The organism is Paenibacillus contaminans, assembly GCF_003285015.1.
In the GTDB taxonomy this organism is placed as follows: Bacteria; Bacillota; Bacilli; order Paenibacillales; family NBRC-103111; genus Paenibacillus_V; species Paenibacillus_V contaminans.
On record NZ_QMFB01000001.1, the window covers coordinates 396,118 to 410,605 of the forward strand.

Genomic DNA, 14,488 nt, shown 5'->3' on the forward strand with positions numbered 1-14,488 from the left:
ATTCCCGGACGGTTCATAAATAACTGTTGACATCCTAAATAAACCCATATAACATACGTTATATAACGCGTGTAATTTAGTTGCGGAGATGATCATATGCCCCCGAAGGCCGAAATAACGAAGGAAACGGTATTGGAAGCTGCGTTTGAGCTTGTTAGAGCGGAAGGGCTTGAAGCGCTGACGGCAAGAAATATTGCGCAAAAGCTGAAGTGCTCGACTCAGCCCATCTACAGTGTGTATGGAAATATGGAAGCTGTAAATGACGATGTGTACAGTAAAGTAATCGACTTTACGCTCGCCAGTATCAAACAGTATGAGAATCCTAAGAACGAGCCTGCATTAAACCTGGCTATCGGTTGTTTGATTTTCGCCAAAAATGAAAAACAGCTTTTCAAAACGGTATACCTGACCGACCATTCCAGGCATTACTTGAAAAAAGATAAAGGCAAGCTCAAAGCGGAGCTGTATGCCGCATTCCTGCGTCTGGATAACCGGCTCGGCACGATCGACGAAATCAAACGGGAGAAGCTGTTTATTAAGCTCTCCATCTTCATGATCGGAATCGGCGCGATGATCAATACACATTCATTGGAATTGGACATCCAAGAAGCGGAAGAGATGATCGTCGAAATGTACGAGGCTTTTATGTTAAACGAAGGCTTGGCGAATTAAAGACGCAAGACTTCGCCTGAATCTGGAAGCGGGAGCGGGTATATGGCAACTTCAAGTCGAAAATCGGCTTTTCACGCAATGCGAAGACTTCTTCCTTTTCTCAGACCTTACCGCTTCTGGGTCGTGCTTAAGCTTCTCATTACCGTAGCAACTGCCGCAAACGATATTTTTATGGTGTATGTCATAAATGTTCTGGTTAATTCGTCCCTGTCGGGAAATAAAGAGGAGCTGCTTCAAGCGATATTCTTGATGGCGGCATCTGTAGCCGCGGGTTTTGTTATGGGTTTTGCGGGCGTTTATGCTTCCGGACGATTCAGCGCATATGCGGTCCGCGATATGAAGCATACATTCAGCGACCATATCGACAAACTGCCTGTATCCTATACGGAAACCCGGCATACCGGCGACTTCAGCTCCAGAATGACAACCGGCGTCAACGCAATCGAAAACTTCCTGAACGGCGATTTTACCTCCATTCTCTTTCATATTTTTCGGATTAGCGTCTGTATCGTTTTGATGCTGGTTATGAACTGGCAGCTAACGCTGCTGTGTATGGTCATTATCGCCTTAACGGGCATGTTGACAGGCTTCATTAACCGTCCCCTGTTCGAATATTCCTCTAAGCTTCAGCAAAGTCTGGCAAAGACGAATGCTGACGTTCAAGATGCCATCGGCGGCATTCACATCGTGAAATCATATGGATTGGTTCAAACGTTATATCGGAAATTCAATACACTACTCGAGCAAGTATTGGCAAATTCCCTCGCCATCGAAAAGCGTTCCGCTGCACTGGGCGCGGTAAGCGTTTTTGTGAATATGGCGCCTTTTCTCCTCTTTTTTTTATTCGGCGGTTACTTGGTCATTAACGATCAGCTGTCCGTAGGCGCGCTGCTGGCATTCGCCCAGTTCATCAATTACCTTGTATCAGGGCTGAGCGATCTGCCCAATCAATGGAGCCATTACAAAACTACGGCCGGGGTTGCCGAGCATCTCTTTGAACTATTGGACGAAAAAACCGAAAGAACCGACGGAGGCAAGCCAGTGGTCTCCCCATCGGCTCCTGCGCTGGCATTTGCTCATGTTTCCTTTTCCTATGACGGCCGCAAAAGGGTGCTTGAGGATGTCAGCTTCTCATTGCCCCAAGGGAAAACGGTTGCTTTGGTCGGATCAAGCGGCTCCGGTAAATCGACGGTTTTCAAATTGATTGCCGGGTTTTACGAGCATGAGGAAGGAACCGTCAAGCTATTTGGCGAGTCGTTATCCGACTGGAGCTTGACTGCCGCACGAACGGCGATCGCGCTTGTTTCGCAGGAAACGTTCCTTTATCCCGGCTCCATTGCAGAAAATATCGCTTGCGGAAAAGACGGAATCGGCATGGACGAAATCGCGAGAGCGGCAAAGCTCGCCAATATAGACGATTTTATCCGGTCCTTGCCGGAGGGGTATCATACGCATGTCGGCGAGCGGGGAGTAAGGCTTTCTGGAGGACAAAGGCAGCGTATATCGATTGCGCGCGCCATTCTAAAGGATGCGCCGATCCTCTTGTTGGATGAAGCGACCTCCGCGCTCGATTCGGATTCCGAGCGGCTGGTGCAAGAGGCGATCAACCGCATGATGAAAGAGAAAACCGTACTTGTCGTTGCCCACCGCCTGTCTACGGTTATCGAAGCTGATGAAATTATCGTATTGGATAACGGTCGCATAGTCGAAAACGGTACGCATACCGAACTGCTTTCGAGGAACGGCGCTTATAAACGCTTGTACAACAATCAATTTGTGCAGCAAGAAAGTCCGATGGAGCGGCTTGAGCGGGGGGAGGATATCCGATGGCGACCGGCGATAAATCACTGATGGGAAAAATGGCCGGCATATTCAAGCATAGGAAATTTCCTTATATGTTCGGCTTGCTGGGCTGCGGATTTCTGGATTCCGGCATATCGGTAGCGACGGCGCTGATGATCAAGTTCATCCTTGACGCGATTGCCGAAAAAAGCATGTCCGCGATTACAGAGGTTTGCATTCAATTCGCAGCCGTTATGATTGTGCTTAGCACCGTGAAGCCGTTATTTCAGTATTGGTTCGGCAGAACGGTCAAAAAAATCATGACGGATCTGCGATCACAGCTTTTTCTGCATATGACGAAGCTCCCGATCTCCTATTACGAAAACTCGCATAGCGGAGACAGCATATCCCGGATAACGAACGACTTGGGGGTTATGGAGCGCGCGCTTTCCGGCAATGTCCGTTCGGTCATTTCTTTGATCGTGTCCGGGGTAGGCTCGGCTGTCATCATGTTTTTTCTTGATTGGCGTTTTGCGATCGCCATGCTCGTTATGGGAATATTGTCCGCATTTGTGAACGCACGCTTCGCTAAGCCGCTGCGAATGAATAGCCTGGCTATACAGAAAAATGCCGGTATACAGTCGGAGCGGTTATCCGATCTGATTGCAGGAACGCAAGTGAACAAAATGTATCAAATGTCGGACCGCATTCTTCGGAAATATTGGGAATCAAACGGCGAATTAACGAAGCTTTCCATCGCCCGTACGAAGAAAAGCGCTTATCTGAACAGCACGAACTATTTATTGCTTTGGATAAATAACGGGGGAGCCTTTACGCTCGGAACGTTCATGCTGATCAACGGACAAATTACGATTGGGAACCTGTTGTCCATAATACTTCTGCTGGAAAACGTGACGAATCTTTTTCGCAATCTGGGCGGGTTTTGGGCGAATTTGCAGTCATCCTTGGCGGGGGCCGACCGGGTATTCGAATTGCTGGATGCCGCAGAAGAGCCCGAACGGTATATCGCACCCTCTATAGAAAAAAACGATGCCGGTGCAGCATGCATGATCGAGTTTCGCGGCTGTTCGTTCGCTTACGGCAATAAAGACCGTGTGCTCGACGGCTTGAACTGCAAAGCGAAACAAGGACAGCTTGTCGCTTTGGTAGGTCCGAGCGGGGGCGGGAAAAGTACGGTTATGAAGCTATTGCTGGGCTTTTATCCGCTTGAGCAGGGGGAATTACGCATCGAAGGCAAGCGCTTCTCCGATCATACGCTGGCGGAATGGAGAGAGAAGATGGCATACGTCTCGCAGGATACGTACCTTTTCGAAGGGACGATCGCGGACAATATCCGCTACGGGCGGGTAAACGCTACTATGGAAGAAGTCGTCGCCGCGGCCCAAGCTGCATTTGCCCATGATTTTATTATCGCGCAGGCGGATGGTTATAACACCAATGTAGGGGAGAGGGGAACGAGACTTTCGGGCGGACAAAAGCAAAGAATCGCGATCGCGAGAGCATTGCTGAAAAATGCACCGATTTTGCTGCTTGACGAAGCCACATCGGCACTCGATTCCGAATCGGAGCAGGCTGTCCAGCAGGGGCTCGAACGGTTGATGAAAGGCAAAACGACCGTCGCGATCGCGCACCGGCTGTCCACGATCAAGCAGGCGGATGTGATCTATGTGATCGACAAAGGCAAAATAGCGGAGCAGGGAACGCATGATGAACTGCTGAAAACAGGCAGCGTGTACACCCGTTTGCTGCAAAGCCAGGAAAGGAATTGCGATGTCAAGGCATTGTATTTGTGAGGAGTAAATAAAGGCAGCGGCGGACTAGGACTTGAAAATAAAGTTTTAGCCTGCCGCTGCTTTTGTACTGAGCTATCGTTCGAGGGAGCGTAGTCAACCGTTGTTCCTAAGATTTCCGAACCATTTTTTTATTCTCGATACGATAGACCATATCGGCTACGTCTCCAACAAACGTACATCGTGAGAGATGAAAATAATGGTACCCGCATAGTTTTTCATTAAATTTTGTAAGGCTTCCACTGCAGCCAGATCGAGAAAATTGCTCGGCTCATCCATCAGTAGGATGTTGTAACGTCCGAGCAGCATTTTGGCAAGCTGTAATTTAATGATTTCGCCGCCGCTTAATAACGCCAGCTCTTTCCGAACATCATGATTAGTGAACCCCATGGATGCCAGTACAGCCCGAATTTCCGATACCTGATAATCGCAGTGTTCCTGCATGTACTCCAAAACAACCTGACGGCGATCAAACTTGTAGCCGTTTTGAGCGAAATAGCCGACTTCCGCTTTAGGCGACGTGGTGATGCCGTCTTCACGATCCAGTATCATTCTGAAAAACGTTGTTTTACCTGATCCGTTCTCACCGGTTACCGCAATCTTGGCGCCCAAAGGAAATTGAAAAGACGCTTTATCAAAGATGACTTTGTCCCCAAGCGACTTGCTAATCTCTTTCCCCGTGATCGGAAACGGATTTTGAAGCTCCAATGCTTTGCTCTGCCGGAATTGGAAGGAACGAATCGCTTCAGGCGGCTTAACATCTCCCAGCGCTTCGATTCTATGCTCCATATTTTTCGCGGCATTGTGGAGCTTCTTCTGCTTGCTGCCCGTCGTTTTTTGATGACCAAGCCGTCCGCCGCTTTCCGTGCTGTTTTTTCTTGATGCTCCCTTAGTCTTCTGATCAATTTTCCTGGCTTGATTCTGTTTTTCGATGATTGCTTTCTCAAGCCGGTCCCGTTCAGCAATAAACTGCTTATATTGTGCAGCCTGGGTTTGACGTTCCTCTTCCTTTTGAGCCAAATATTCGGAATATCCGCCCCAATACTCCGTAATCTTCCCATCTTTCAATTCCCATATCTTGTCGACGACTTGATCGAGGAGATAACGATCATGACTTACAATGAGCAATGCGCCGGAATAGAATTTGAGCTGGTGAATTAAAAAATCTATGCCCTCCCGATCCAGATGACACGTCGGTTCATCGGCGATAATACCGTGTACCTCTCCGGAAAGAGCCTGTGCAATTTTTAATCGTGTTTCTTCACCGCCGCTCATGTGCTCTACGTATAAACGGTCAACGCCAAGCTTACCCGTCAAAGCGTAATCCTTTGCCTCTTGTACGACTAGCTCACCAAGCTGCGGGATATAAGCAAAAGTACCTTCGCGGATGATTTTGCCGTGCGGTAAAGGAGATTCGCCCAGTAATACTTTTAACAAAGTACTCTTACCTGCTCCGTTCGAACCGACAAGACCTATGCGATCATAATCGTAAAGCTCCAAGTGATCAATATCTAAAACATCGCGCCCCATATATTCCACATGAATATCTTTGGCTTTTACCAATAACATCCGATTAGCCTCCTTCAGAAATCGCAGTTTTCTGTTCGCAGGATATCCTGCGATTTACGAAGTGAGGGCTATATAAAGAAGTACCAGTGCATACCACGCATATTTTGCATAGCATTAGCTCCTATTCCTTGAACTTGTTGACAGAAAGAACGTAATAAAAAATGCAGATCCAAGTCCGCATGCGGGCTTAGATCTGCATAATCACGTGAGAGCACGAAGCGAAACAAGGAATAGCAAAAAGCTATCCAAATCGCGATCTATGTCTACATACGTAATCATAAGCAGCTCAAAAAAGCCCACATTCGTGGTAAATCCGCTTTTTTGTTGCCGGCTTATCGAATACGCATGGCGTGCAGCATAGAGAGTGTGCCTCCTCATTAGAAATGACCACATAGTAACATTATATGGTCAAACTGTCAATCTACAATGGAAATCATCATGAAAAGATAGTAGTACCTGAGAAATACATAAGTAAAATAATTGTATGAGAATGATTATCATTCGTGATGTTTTCTGTTAAAATCATAAAAGAGGATGCTTTGAGCTTAGAAGGGATGATTTAACTCGATGAAGTTGAGCGATCATATACGGTTATGGAATCATGTTTCCATAAAAGTAATGGATGTACGACATATCATGATGGGGCCGGGTGAAGATTTACAGTCGTATCGGTTGCCGGCAAGCGCATTTCTATATGCGGTGCGCGGCAGCGCGCAAGTATGGCTGGACAGGAACGAGCATACGGCTAAACGATTCCATGTTCTCCACGGCGGTAAGGGATTATGTCTGGATATTTTGGCCGAGGAATGTTTCGAGTATTATATGATATTTTATAAAGCGGTCCTTCCAGTGCCCAGCCGTCAAGAGATCATAGAGCTCATGGAAAATAACGATCCGTTCCAATCCCAATACGCCTTTGCGCCGAGCTACCCGCTAGCTCTTTTCGATAAAGTCGAACGGATGCATGATGAATGGCTTAGAACCGGTACGCTGGAGAAGCTGCATGTCAAAACGTTGTTTTATCAATTTGTGCATGAGCTGATGAGACAACTGCACGATCAAGGAATCGAAGCGTTCAAGCCCGATCTCGTGGCACAAGCCATTCGTTATATTCACGATCATTACAATAAGCCTGTATCGCTTGAATCGCTGACGCAGGATTTGGCTTGCAGCGTCGGGTATTTGTCCAAGCTGTTCAAGGAAAAAATGAACACAAGCCCGATTCATTACCTGGGCGAGGTCAGGGTTAGCAAAGCCGCGGCACTACTGCTGCAGACGAATGCAACTTTGCAGGAAATCGCCGAAAGCGTGGGATATCCTGACGGATTCTCATTAAGCCGCAATTTCAAAAAGTATAAAGGCGTTTCGCCCGCCCGATTCAAATCGGATTGGAAGGACAAAGAAAAAGGTGAAGATTTGCCGTTGCTTAGAAGAAGATTTGATATTCTCTCAAGGAAGGTTAGGCGTTATAGTGTTAATGAAATTGAAAATCATTATCACTATAAAGGGGAAGTGAACATTTCTATGTACAGAAGTATGAGGCAAACCGCGATGACGGCATTTCTATGTTTGACATTGCTGCTCGGAGCGTGCTCGAACGCAGGTACGAACGGGGGGGCGCAATCGACAGGCGGCAACGCAGAAACGCAAACGAACGCCGTCAAAAACACGGATGGGCCGAAAGAATCGCAGCAGCCGAAATCAAGAATCGTATCGACGCCAAAAGGCGATGTGGAAGTGCCGGCAGAGCCGAAAAAGGTGGCGTCGGATCAATATATGGGGCAGCTTTTGAAACTGGGGATTGTTCCTATAGGCGTAAGAGACGGCATGCTGAAGGAATCCTGGATCGAGAAAGCGGGCATATCGAAAGATACGTTGTCCAAAATCGAAAGTTTGGGCGGGTTTCCGATGAATGCGGAAAAGCTGATTTCCTTGGAGCCCGATCTGATCATCGGATCGATTGAAGCCAATATTGAACAATACCAAAAAATCGGAACGACTGTGTTTGTGCCGTATTGGGAAAAAAATTCAACGGCTGGTCCCATTGATAAATTCCGTAAAATCAGCGAAATTTTCGGGAAGCAGAAGGAAGCGGAGCAGTGGATTGTTGAATTTGAAAAGAAGGTGGCGGATGCCAAAAAACAAATTGAAGGCATCGTGAAAGCGGGAGAAACCGTATCCGTCGTGCAGTTAAGCCAGAAAGATCTGTATGTGCTCGCGGCGAAGGGAGGCAATTACGGCTCCGGAACGATTTATCAGATGCTGCAATTGCCGCCGACCGAAAAAGCGTTAGCGATGACCGAAGGATTTGCGAAGGTATCTCTGGAAATACTGCCTGAATTTTTGGGCGATCATGTATTTGTTTATGTAAATACCATGGAAGATGCGAAAGCGGTGTTAGATAGCGCGATTTGGAAGGGGGTACCCGCGGTCAAGAAGGGACAGGTTTACATATACGGACAGTCCGGCGACGAATTTGTCATGGAGGATCCGTATTCGCTGGAGCTTCAGTTGGATAAGATCGTGAACGTTCTAACGAATCATAAGAAGTAGCAAAGCAATTAGCTATCCGGAAATAGTCGGATGGCTGATTTTTTTGAAAATAGAAGCGAATATATGATTCATCTATAAAGTGCTTATATTTCAACGGTAAACGCGAGTGTCCCAGCGGAAGCTTACGAAGTCGCTTTCTTCGAAAGCGTTTAGGACGTCGAAGCCGTTTATCCTTGCTTGGGCCGAGCTTTTGCCGGGCCGAAGATTTAATCGTTAATAAAAACGGAGTTATTTCCGATAAATTGGTTATATGAACCGTGAAAACATGAAATCGAATCGAGGAACAAACGATGAAAATACATTTGCCTTCTGCTTCTCCTCATTTCGGCAAATTTGGTGTAAGCTCATTCGGCAGCCAGGAAGCCGGGAAACATGATAAAAATGACAAACACGACTCCATTTCGATCAGCAAGGGGGCGCGAAATCTTTTTTCCAAGCTTGGCCCTGCGAAAACGAACGGTATTATGGAATCTTTGATGAAGCAGAAGGAAAAGCTGCAGGAAAATAAAAACAATTTGATAGAACGAACCTTAGATAAAGGCGACGATATAAGCACGATTAAGAATGAACTCAAGGATTTTGACGAGCGGATCCGTAAGCTGGACGAACTAATGAATCAGCATCTATTGGACGAGCGTAACAAAACGCTTGGTAAAGACGAAGATCAAAAGCAGAAAGCGGATGCCAGTCAGGAGAAGCCTTTGACCGAGCAGGAGCAGCAGCAGAAACAAACAGACAATCTCATCGGCATGGCCGGCAGCTTCGAGCAAATTCGAAATCTTGGCGGTTTGAGAACGAAGCTGCAGGGTGAAACGGTTATTTTGAAAAAGGAAATCGAGCTTGACGAGGCCCGCTCATTATCCGGCCAGCTTTCTTCATCCAAGCGAGAGAAGTTATCCGACATGGAGGATGCCATTGCAAAGATCGATCAAAGAATCGGCAAGCTTGCCAATTCGGTAGACGAAACAATCAAGGACAATTCGGAACAAGCCCATGAGGCCAAATCTGAAGAAGAAGCGGAATCTATCGAGCGAAGCGGCATGGAAGAAGAGAGCAAAATTTGAGGAATGGAAGAAAGAGCTTGCCTGCCGGCGGCTCTTTTTCAAATTAAGCCCATACCAATCACTTTGCCTTGACATATGTGTATTAGGTGAATATCTATGTCAGGGAGGAAATAGCATGAATTTTTATGCGAATTGGCCGTCGATTCCGCAGTACCGGCCTCCTTATTATTCGAGCGATGAGTTTTATCCGTACGCTTATCAAGCTCCATTCATTCAGCCCGCAGCGCCATTCGTAAGAAATGAAGCAGATGCACCGCAGCTGTCCGATAGCAGACAAACGGAGGATGAATTGAACCAAACGTTTCGGACACTTTGGGAGCAGCATGTCGCTTGGACGAGAATGCTTATTATAAGCATAGCGTCGGGGTTGCCGGACGAGGCGGCGGTCACCGAACGTCTTCTGCGCAATGCTCCGGATATGGCCGCTGTGTTTAGACGCTACTATGGCGGCAGAGTCGCTTCGGAATTTAACCGCTTATTTACCGAACACCTTGTTCTGGCAGCTCAATTGGTCAAAGCGGCCAAAGCCGGTAATAGCAAGGCTGTAGCGGAAGCGGAACGAAAATGGTATGCCAACGCCGACGAGATCGCCGCCTTTCTCAGCAGAATCAATCCGAACTGGCCAAAGCCGGTTTTGCAAAAAATGCTGCACGAGCATTTGAGATTGACCAAAGCTGAAGCCGTACAACGGTTATCCCAAAACTATAAAGCCGATATTGCGACCTACGATCAAATAGAGAAGCAAGCGCTGGAAATGGCGGATGCTTTTACCGAAGGCATTGTCAAGCAGTTTCCTCATAAATTCAAAAAATAACGAAGCATTCGAAGGTCATCCGTTCATTACCACTCCGCCGGTGACATGAATAAACTGTCCAGATACGTAAGACGAATCCTCGGATGCCAAATATACGTACGCCGGCGCGACTTCAAACGGTTGCCCCGCACGTTTCATCGGGTTTTTCATCCCCCAATCCGCAACTTGAGCTTCAGGAAAAGAAGCGGGAATGAGCGGGGTCCACATCGTTCCGGGAACGACGCCGTTAACGCGTATGCTCCTGCTTAGCAAAGACTTGGAAAGCGATCTCGTAAAAGCGACGATCGCCCCTTTCGTTGCCGAATAATCCATCAGTTGTTCGTTGCCTTCATAGGCCGTAAGCGAAGCCGAATTGATAATCGTGCTGCCCGCTTTTAAATAAGGCAGTACGGCTTTGGTCAAATAAAAAACGGAGAAAAAATTAGTCCGGAACGTCCGTTCCATTTGCTCGGAAGTGATATCCTCAAGATTGTTTCGCACATGCTGCTCTGCCGCGTTATTCACCAAAATGTGGATGCCGCCGAACTGCTCCATCGTTTGTTCCGCCACTTGCTTGCAGAAGGCTTCACTTCCAATATCTCCGGCGACGGTCAAGCACTTGCGGCCTTTTTGCTCGACGTATTGCTTGGTTTCCGCTGCGTCAGTATGCTCGTTCAAATAAACGATGACGACATCCGCGCCTTCTTTGGCGAAAGCGACGGCAATCGCTCGGCCTTGACCGCTGTCTCCGCCTGTAATAATCGCTACCTTTCCTGACAGTTTGCCGCTGCCTATGTAATGAGGGTTATCGAAAACGGGTCTGGGATTCATTAGAGATTCGATGCCCGGCTGCCGGTCCTGATGCTGGAACGGATAAGGAGGCGCGGGACGCATAATAGTCGTCGGCATCGGAGTATCGGATGAAGGAATTGTCTTGTTCATATTGTCGGTCTCCTTGATATCGTTTGAAAATCGGGATGCGGAATTTGAGCGGTAAGTGCGTCAATCAGTACAGGTGAAGAAGCGGATTTCGCTTGCGACAAGGCTTCATTCAGTTGTTGATGTGTGGCGACCGAATAAGCGACCCACCCGCATGCTTCGGCAACCTTGGCAAAATCCGGATTCGTGAGCGAAGTCCCTTCAGGATGAAGCCCTGTCATGAGCATTTTATCCTTTTCCATCTGAAGCGATCCGTTATTAAAAACGATTACCGTGATCATCAAGCCGTATCGTTTGGCCGTAAGCAAATCCGCCAGCACCATGGTCAAACCGCCGTCCCCAGTTAAGCAGACGATCTGTTTCTGAGGCAAGCAGAGCTTCGCCGCGATGGCTGCAGGCAGGCCAAATCCCATCGTGCGCCAGCGATTGGAAAGCAAGATTTGCTGCCGCTTGGCTCGAAAGTTTCGCAGAAACCAGAGCGTGGAATCGCCTTCGTCCAAACAAATGACGGCATCCTCGGCGACTTGCTGCTCGACCGCTCGAATGATGCCGGCAGGGTGGAGCGGTGATTCTTCCCGTGAGCCTTCCGATTCCTTTTGTGCGAGCCATGTTTGTTTGAAGAGTCGAATTTTTTCCAGCCAAAGAGGGTTGTTAATGCTGCGCTTTTTCAAAGCATCCGTAAGCTCCTCGACAATGGCGGTAAGGTCTCCGGCAAGTCCCGTATCCATCGGCAGCGAAACGCTAAAGCTTCCCGGTTGATTCGCAGCTTGAATAACGCGGGCGTTAAGCGGGACCATCCCGTCCGGCCACCAGTCCGTTTCCAATGCGAATACGACATCCGATTCCTTGAACAACTCGGTTAGATATGGATTTCCTCCTTCGCCAATCCCGTTTAGCATGTGGGGATGCGCTTCGGACACGATCCCGATCGCTCCGTAGCTCATCGCGATGCCGCAGCACCATACATCGGCCAGCTCCTGAAGTTTTTCCTTACTGACTTGTATGCCGCTGCCCACCAACAGCATAGGACGATCGGCGGTGCTCATCAGCTCGATCGCACGCTGCAGACAATCCCGGTTTGGAGCGTGGACGGAGGTGTGTGGAGGCAGCTGAGGGGAATACTGCGTGTCCATTTGAAAAAGATCCTTGGGCATGGACAGATGGGATACCGAGCGATTGAATAGCGCTTTCTTCATCGCTTGCGACAACGACTCGACTGCGGCATCGGGGTGAACAACCAGTCTGCTGTATGACGCGACGGCGCTAATCAATTCCTGTTGGTTCACGGATTGCTTGTAAGGCGTACCGATTTTGTTCAACGGGGCTTCTCCCGTTATGGCCAGTACCGGGGCTTTGTCCATATATGCGTCTCCCAAACCGTTGATGAGATTCGCAAGGCCCGGCCCCATTTGTGCCAGGCATACGGCTACTTTTCCTGTAAGTTTAGCCTCCGCCGAAGCCATCATGGCAGCTGTCGACTCATGTTTGACGGAAATAAAAGCGATATCGTCTTGATGGGCCAGTGCGTCCAAGAGACCAAAAACAGCGTCCCCGACAACCCCATAAATCCTCGTAACGCCCCAAAGCCGAAGCTGCTCCAGCAAAGCCTCAGCGACTGTAACCGTTCGAGGCGGCGGATAAGGCGGCATAGTAACCCGATTCGGCATAATAAGCTCGGAGCTCCCAGAAAGAATGATTTGACGACTATTATTCGCTAAAAATGAAAAATAATGCCGTTTTGTTTGATATGCTACATAATTAAGCCCTGAGAGTTATGACGTCGGAAAAAAGAACAAGTACAAGAACAAGAATTGTCAAAATATACAATCCATCGTAAGATGACAAATATCGGAGGGAGAGAGGGAGGAGAAGATGCTGTATGGGAAATACGACAATCTATTTAACAAGGCATGGGCAAACGGAATGGAACGTTGAGAAAAAACTGCAGGGCCACAAGGATTCACCGCTGACGGAGCTGGGAATTATGCATGCGCAGTGGTTGGCGGCGTCACTCGGTCATATCGGTTTCGATGCGATTTACGCCAGCTCAAGCGGCAGAACCCTGAAGACTGCAGAAATTTTGCGAGGCGCCAGATCGATTGCTATTATCCCGGATGACGATCTGAGGGAAATCCATATGGGCAGCTGGGAAGGAGAGGTTAACGCCAACATTGAGGAAAGCTGTCCGGAGCAGTTTCATGATTTCTGGAATAACCCTCATCAATATAAACCTAGCAACGGCGGGGAATCGTTCCATGAATTACATAACCGGGTCATCCCTAAAATTCAACGGATCATAAAAGAAAATGAGGGTAAAACCATATTCATCGTAACCCATGCGGCAACATTAAAGCTTATTATGGCCTTTTTTAACAGACAACCTCTAGCTGATCTTTGGAATCCACCTATCGTTCATTCGACGGCGCTTTGCAAGGTGATCGTCGACGGAGAAAATCGGACTGTTGAACTATATGGCGATACCTCGCATTATAAGGGATTGTAATTGGTACGCAAGGCTAAAGCATGTCGTAAAAATGACAAGAAGAAAGTAGGGCGGCTAATGCCAAATACCGATTGGAACGACTTCATCAAAGACATCACTTGGTTTATCAAGCCTAACGATAAAGTTACGTTATCTGAAAGTTTATCCGGCTATACTGCCTTTAGCCTCTCAAAAACGTTTATCGACCGATATCCAGCTTTAAGCAAGCTGCTGCTGAAAGCGCGCGTTACGAATGTAACGGTAAATGATGATCACTATCAGCTTTTGGGATGGACGAATAAAAGAGGGAAATCGTTCGGCTGGTTGGCCAAGCCCCCTGCTTCAGAAATCAATAAGCCGCTTTGTAAAGATCATAGGCTGCTTTTAGAGTATTTTGGCGGTATAACGGAAAGATGGCATGAAAAAAACGGCAGCTGGCTCTTAAACTTAAATTCGGCGCTCACTAATGATGCTGCAGCAGAGGGCTTTCAAGGATTGGAAACCTATATTGACGATATTTGCAGCGATAATGATAGTAAATCGACTGTTAACCCAAGCGAGTATATTGCATTTGCTTTTGAAGCGAACGGAAATATGACGCTTTATCATAAAGATAATTCGTCTGTCATCATGATTGCTCCAGACCATTGCTTCGATTATCTTCATCCCTATGAAGGCTATCCGGAATATACGATTTATCGGATTGACGATTGCCCAGATTTTGTTGCATGGGTTGAGACGGTTGCGAAGCAGCAGTTGGAAAGAATGTCTGATTGATAAAAATGATCGAATGAATAATGTCAGGAGCGTTGAAGATGAAGCA

At 47.6% G+C, this 14,488-nt stretch carries 10 protein-coding genes and 1 pseudogene; 8 read left to right on the top strand and 3 right to left on the bottom strand.

Going from position 1 to position 14,488, the window contains the following annotated elements; translation table 11 throughout:
- The first annotated feature begins 96 nt into the window (after positions 1 to 96).
- The 3 genes from DQG23_RS01875 to DQG23_RS01885 are packed head-to-tail and all read left to right on the top strand — an operon-like array spanning position 97 to position 4,268.
- On the top strand, positions 97 to 672 hold the full coding sequence (locus DQG23_RS01875) for a TetR/AcrR family transcriptional regulator (RefSeq protein ID WP_113029087.1): 576 nt from the start codon (positions 97 to 99) through the stop codon (positions 670 to 672).
- A gap of 42 nt (positions 673 to 714) precedes the next feature.
- Positions 715 to 2,523 carry an ABC transporter ATP-binding protein gene (locus DQG23_RS01880; protein WP_113029088.1) on the top strand — a complete coding sequence of 603 codons (1,809 nt, stop codon included), beginning with the start codon at positions 715 to 717 and terminating at the stop codon, positions 2,521 to 2,523.
- The gene (locus DQG23_RS01885; protein ID WP_113029089.1) at positions 2,499 to 4,268 is read left to right on the top strand and encodes an ABC transporter ATP-binding protein; all 1,770 of its coding nucleotides are present in this window, start codon (positions 2,499 to 2,501) and stop codon (positions 4,266 to 4,268) included. The genes DQG23_RS01880 and DQG23_RS01885 overlap by 25 nt, the downstream gene beginning before the upstream one ends.
- Before the next feature lie 106 nt (positions 4,269 to 4,374).
- On the opposite strand, the pseudogene DQG23_RS01890 reads toward DQG23_RS01885, so the two are convergent.
- Positions 4,375 to 5,834: pseudogene (locus DQG23_RS01890) on the bottom strand (Msr family ABC-F type ribosomal protection protein).
- A gap of 567 nt (positions 5,835 to 6,401) precedes the next feature.
- On the opposite strand from DQG23_RS01890, the gene DQG23_RS01895 reads away from it, so the two are divergent.
- From DQG23_RS01895 to DQG23_RS01905, 3 genes are all read left to right on the top strand, one after another.
- Positions 6,402 to 8,387: an AraC family transcriptional regulator gene (locus DQG23_RS01895; RefSeq protein WP_113029090.1), complete on the top strand. Its 1,986-nt coding sequence runs from the start codon at positions 6,402 to 6,404 to the stop codon at positions 8,385 to 8,387.
- Positions 8,388 to 8,677: 290 nt separating this feature from the next.
- Positions 8,678 to 9,451 (top strand): hypothetical protein, encoded by a 774-nt coding sequence (locus DQG23_RS01900; RefSeq protein ID WP_113029091.1) that lies wholly within the window; start codon positions 8,678 to 8,680, stop codon positions 9,449 to 9,451.
- Positions 9,452 to 9,566: 115 nt separating this feature from the next.
- Positions 9,567 to 10,265, top strand: a complete 699-nt coding sequence (locus DQG23_RS01905; protein ID WP_238177708.1) for a hypothetical protein — start codon at positions 9,567 to 9,569, stop codon at positions 10,263 to 10,265.
- 15 nt (positions 10,266 to 10,280) lie between these two features.
- Here the strand turns inward: DQG23_RS01905 and DQG23_RS01910 are convergent, their stop codons facing one another.
- Positions 10,281 to 11,153: an SDR family oxidoreductase gene (locus tag DQG23_RS01910; RefSeq protein ID WP_113029555.1), complete on the bottom strand. Its 873-nt coding sequence runs from the start codon at positions 11,151 to 11,153 to the stop codon at positions 10,281 to 10,283.
- A gap of 29 nt (positions 11,154 to 11,182) precedes the next feature.
- Positions 11,183 to 12,850: a thiamine pyrophosphate-binding protein gene (locus DQG23_RS01915; protein WP_238177709.1), complete on the bottom strand. Its 1,668-nt coding sequence runs from the start codon at positions 12,848 to 12,850 to the stop codon at positions 11,183 to 11,185.
- A 212-nt stretch (positions 12,851 to 13,062) separates the two neighbouring features.
- Here DQG23_RS01915 and DQG23_RS01920 point away from each other — a divergent pair, with 212 nt between their 5' ends.
- Both DQG23_RS01920 and DQG23_RS01925 read left to right on the top strand, forming a co-directional pair.
- Positions 13,063 to 13,686, top strand: coding sequence for a histidine phosphatase family protein (locus DQG23_RS01920; RefSeq protein ID WP_113029092.1), 624 nt, complete (start codon positions 13,063 to 13,065; stop codon positions 13,684 to 13,686).
- Positions 13,687 to 14,442, top strand: a complete 756-nt coding sequence (locus DQG23_RS01925; RefSeq protein ID WP_146762232.1) for a hypothetical protein — start codon at positions 13,687 to 13,689, stop codon at positions 14,440 to 14,442.
- The last annotated feature ends 46 nt before the right edge of the window (positions 14,443 to 14,488 follow it).

Coding starts and splice junctions, on each gene's coding strand:
- DQG23_RS01875 (WP_113029087.1), top strand. CDS start 97: ATGCCCCCGAAGGCCGAAATAACGAAGGAAACGGTATTGGAAGCTGCG.
- DQG23_RS01880 (WP_113029088.1), top strand. CDS start 715: ATGGCAACTTCAAGTCGAAAATCGGCTTTTCACGCAATGCGAAGACTT.
- DQG23_RS01885 (WP_113029089.1), top strand. CDS start 2,499: ATGGCGACCGGCGATAAATCACTGATGGGAAAAATGGCCGGCATATTC.
- DQG23_RS01895 (WP_113029090.1), top strand. CDS start 6,402: ATGAAGTTGAGCGATCATATACGGTTATGGAATCATGTTTCCATAAAA.
- DQG23_RS01900 (WP_113029091.1), top strand. CDS start 8,678: ATGAAAATACATTTGCCTTCTGCTTCTCCTCATTTCGGCAAATTTGGT.
- DQG23_RS01905 (WP_238177708.1), top strand. CDS start 9,567: ATGAATTTTTATGCGAATTGGCCGTCGATTCCGCAGTACCGGCCTCCT.
- DQG23_RS01910 (WP_113029555.1), bottom strand. CDS start 11,153: ATGCCGACGACTATTATGCGTCCCGCGCCTCCTTATCCGTTCCAGCAT.
- DQG23_RS01915 (WP_238177709.1), bottom strand. CDS start 12,850: ATGCCGAATCGGGTTACTATGCCGCCTTATCCGCCGCCTCGAACGGTT.
- DQG23_RS01920 (WP_113029092.1), top strand. CDS start 13,063: ATGGGAAATACGACAATCTATTTAACAAGGCATGGGCAAACGGAATGG.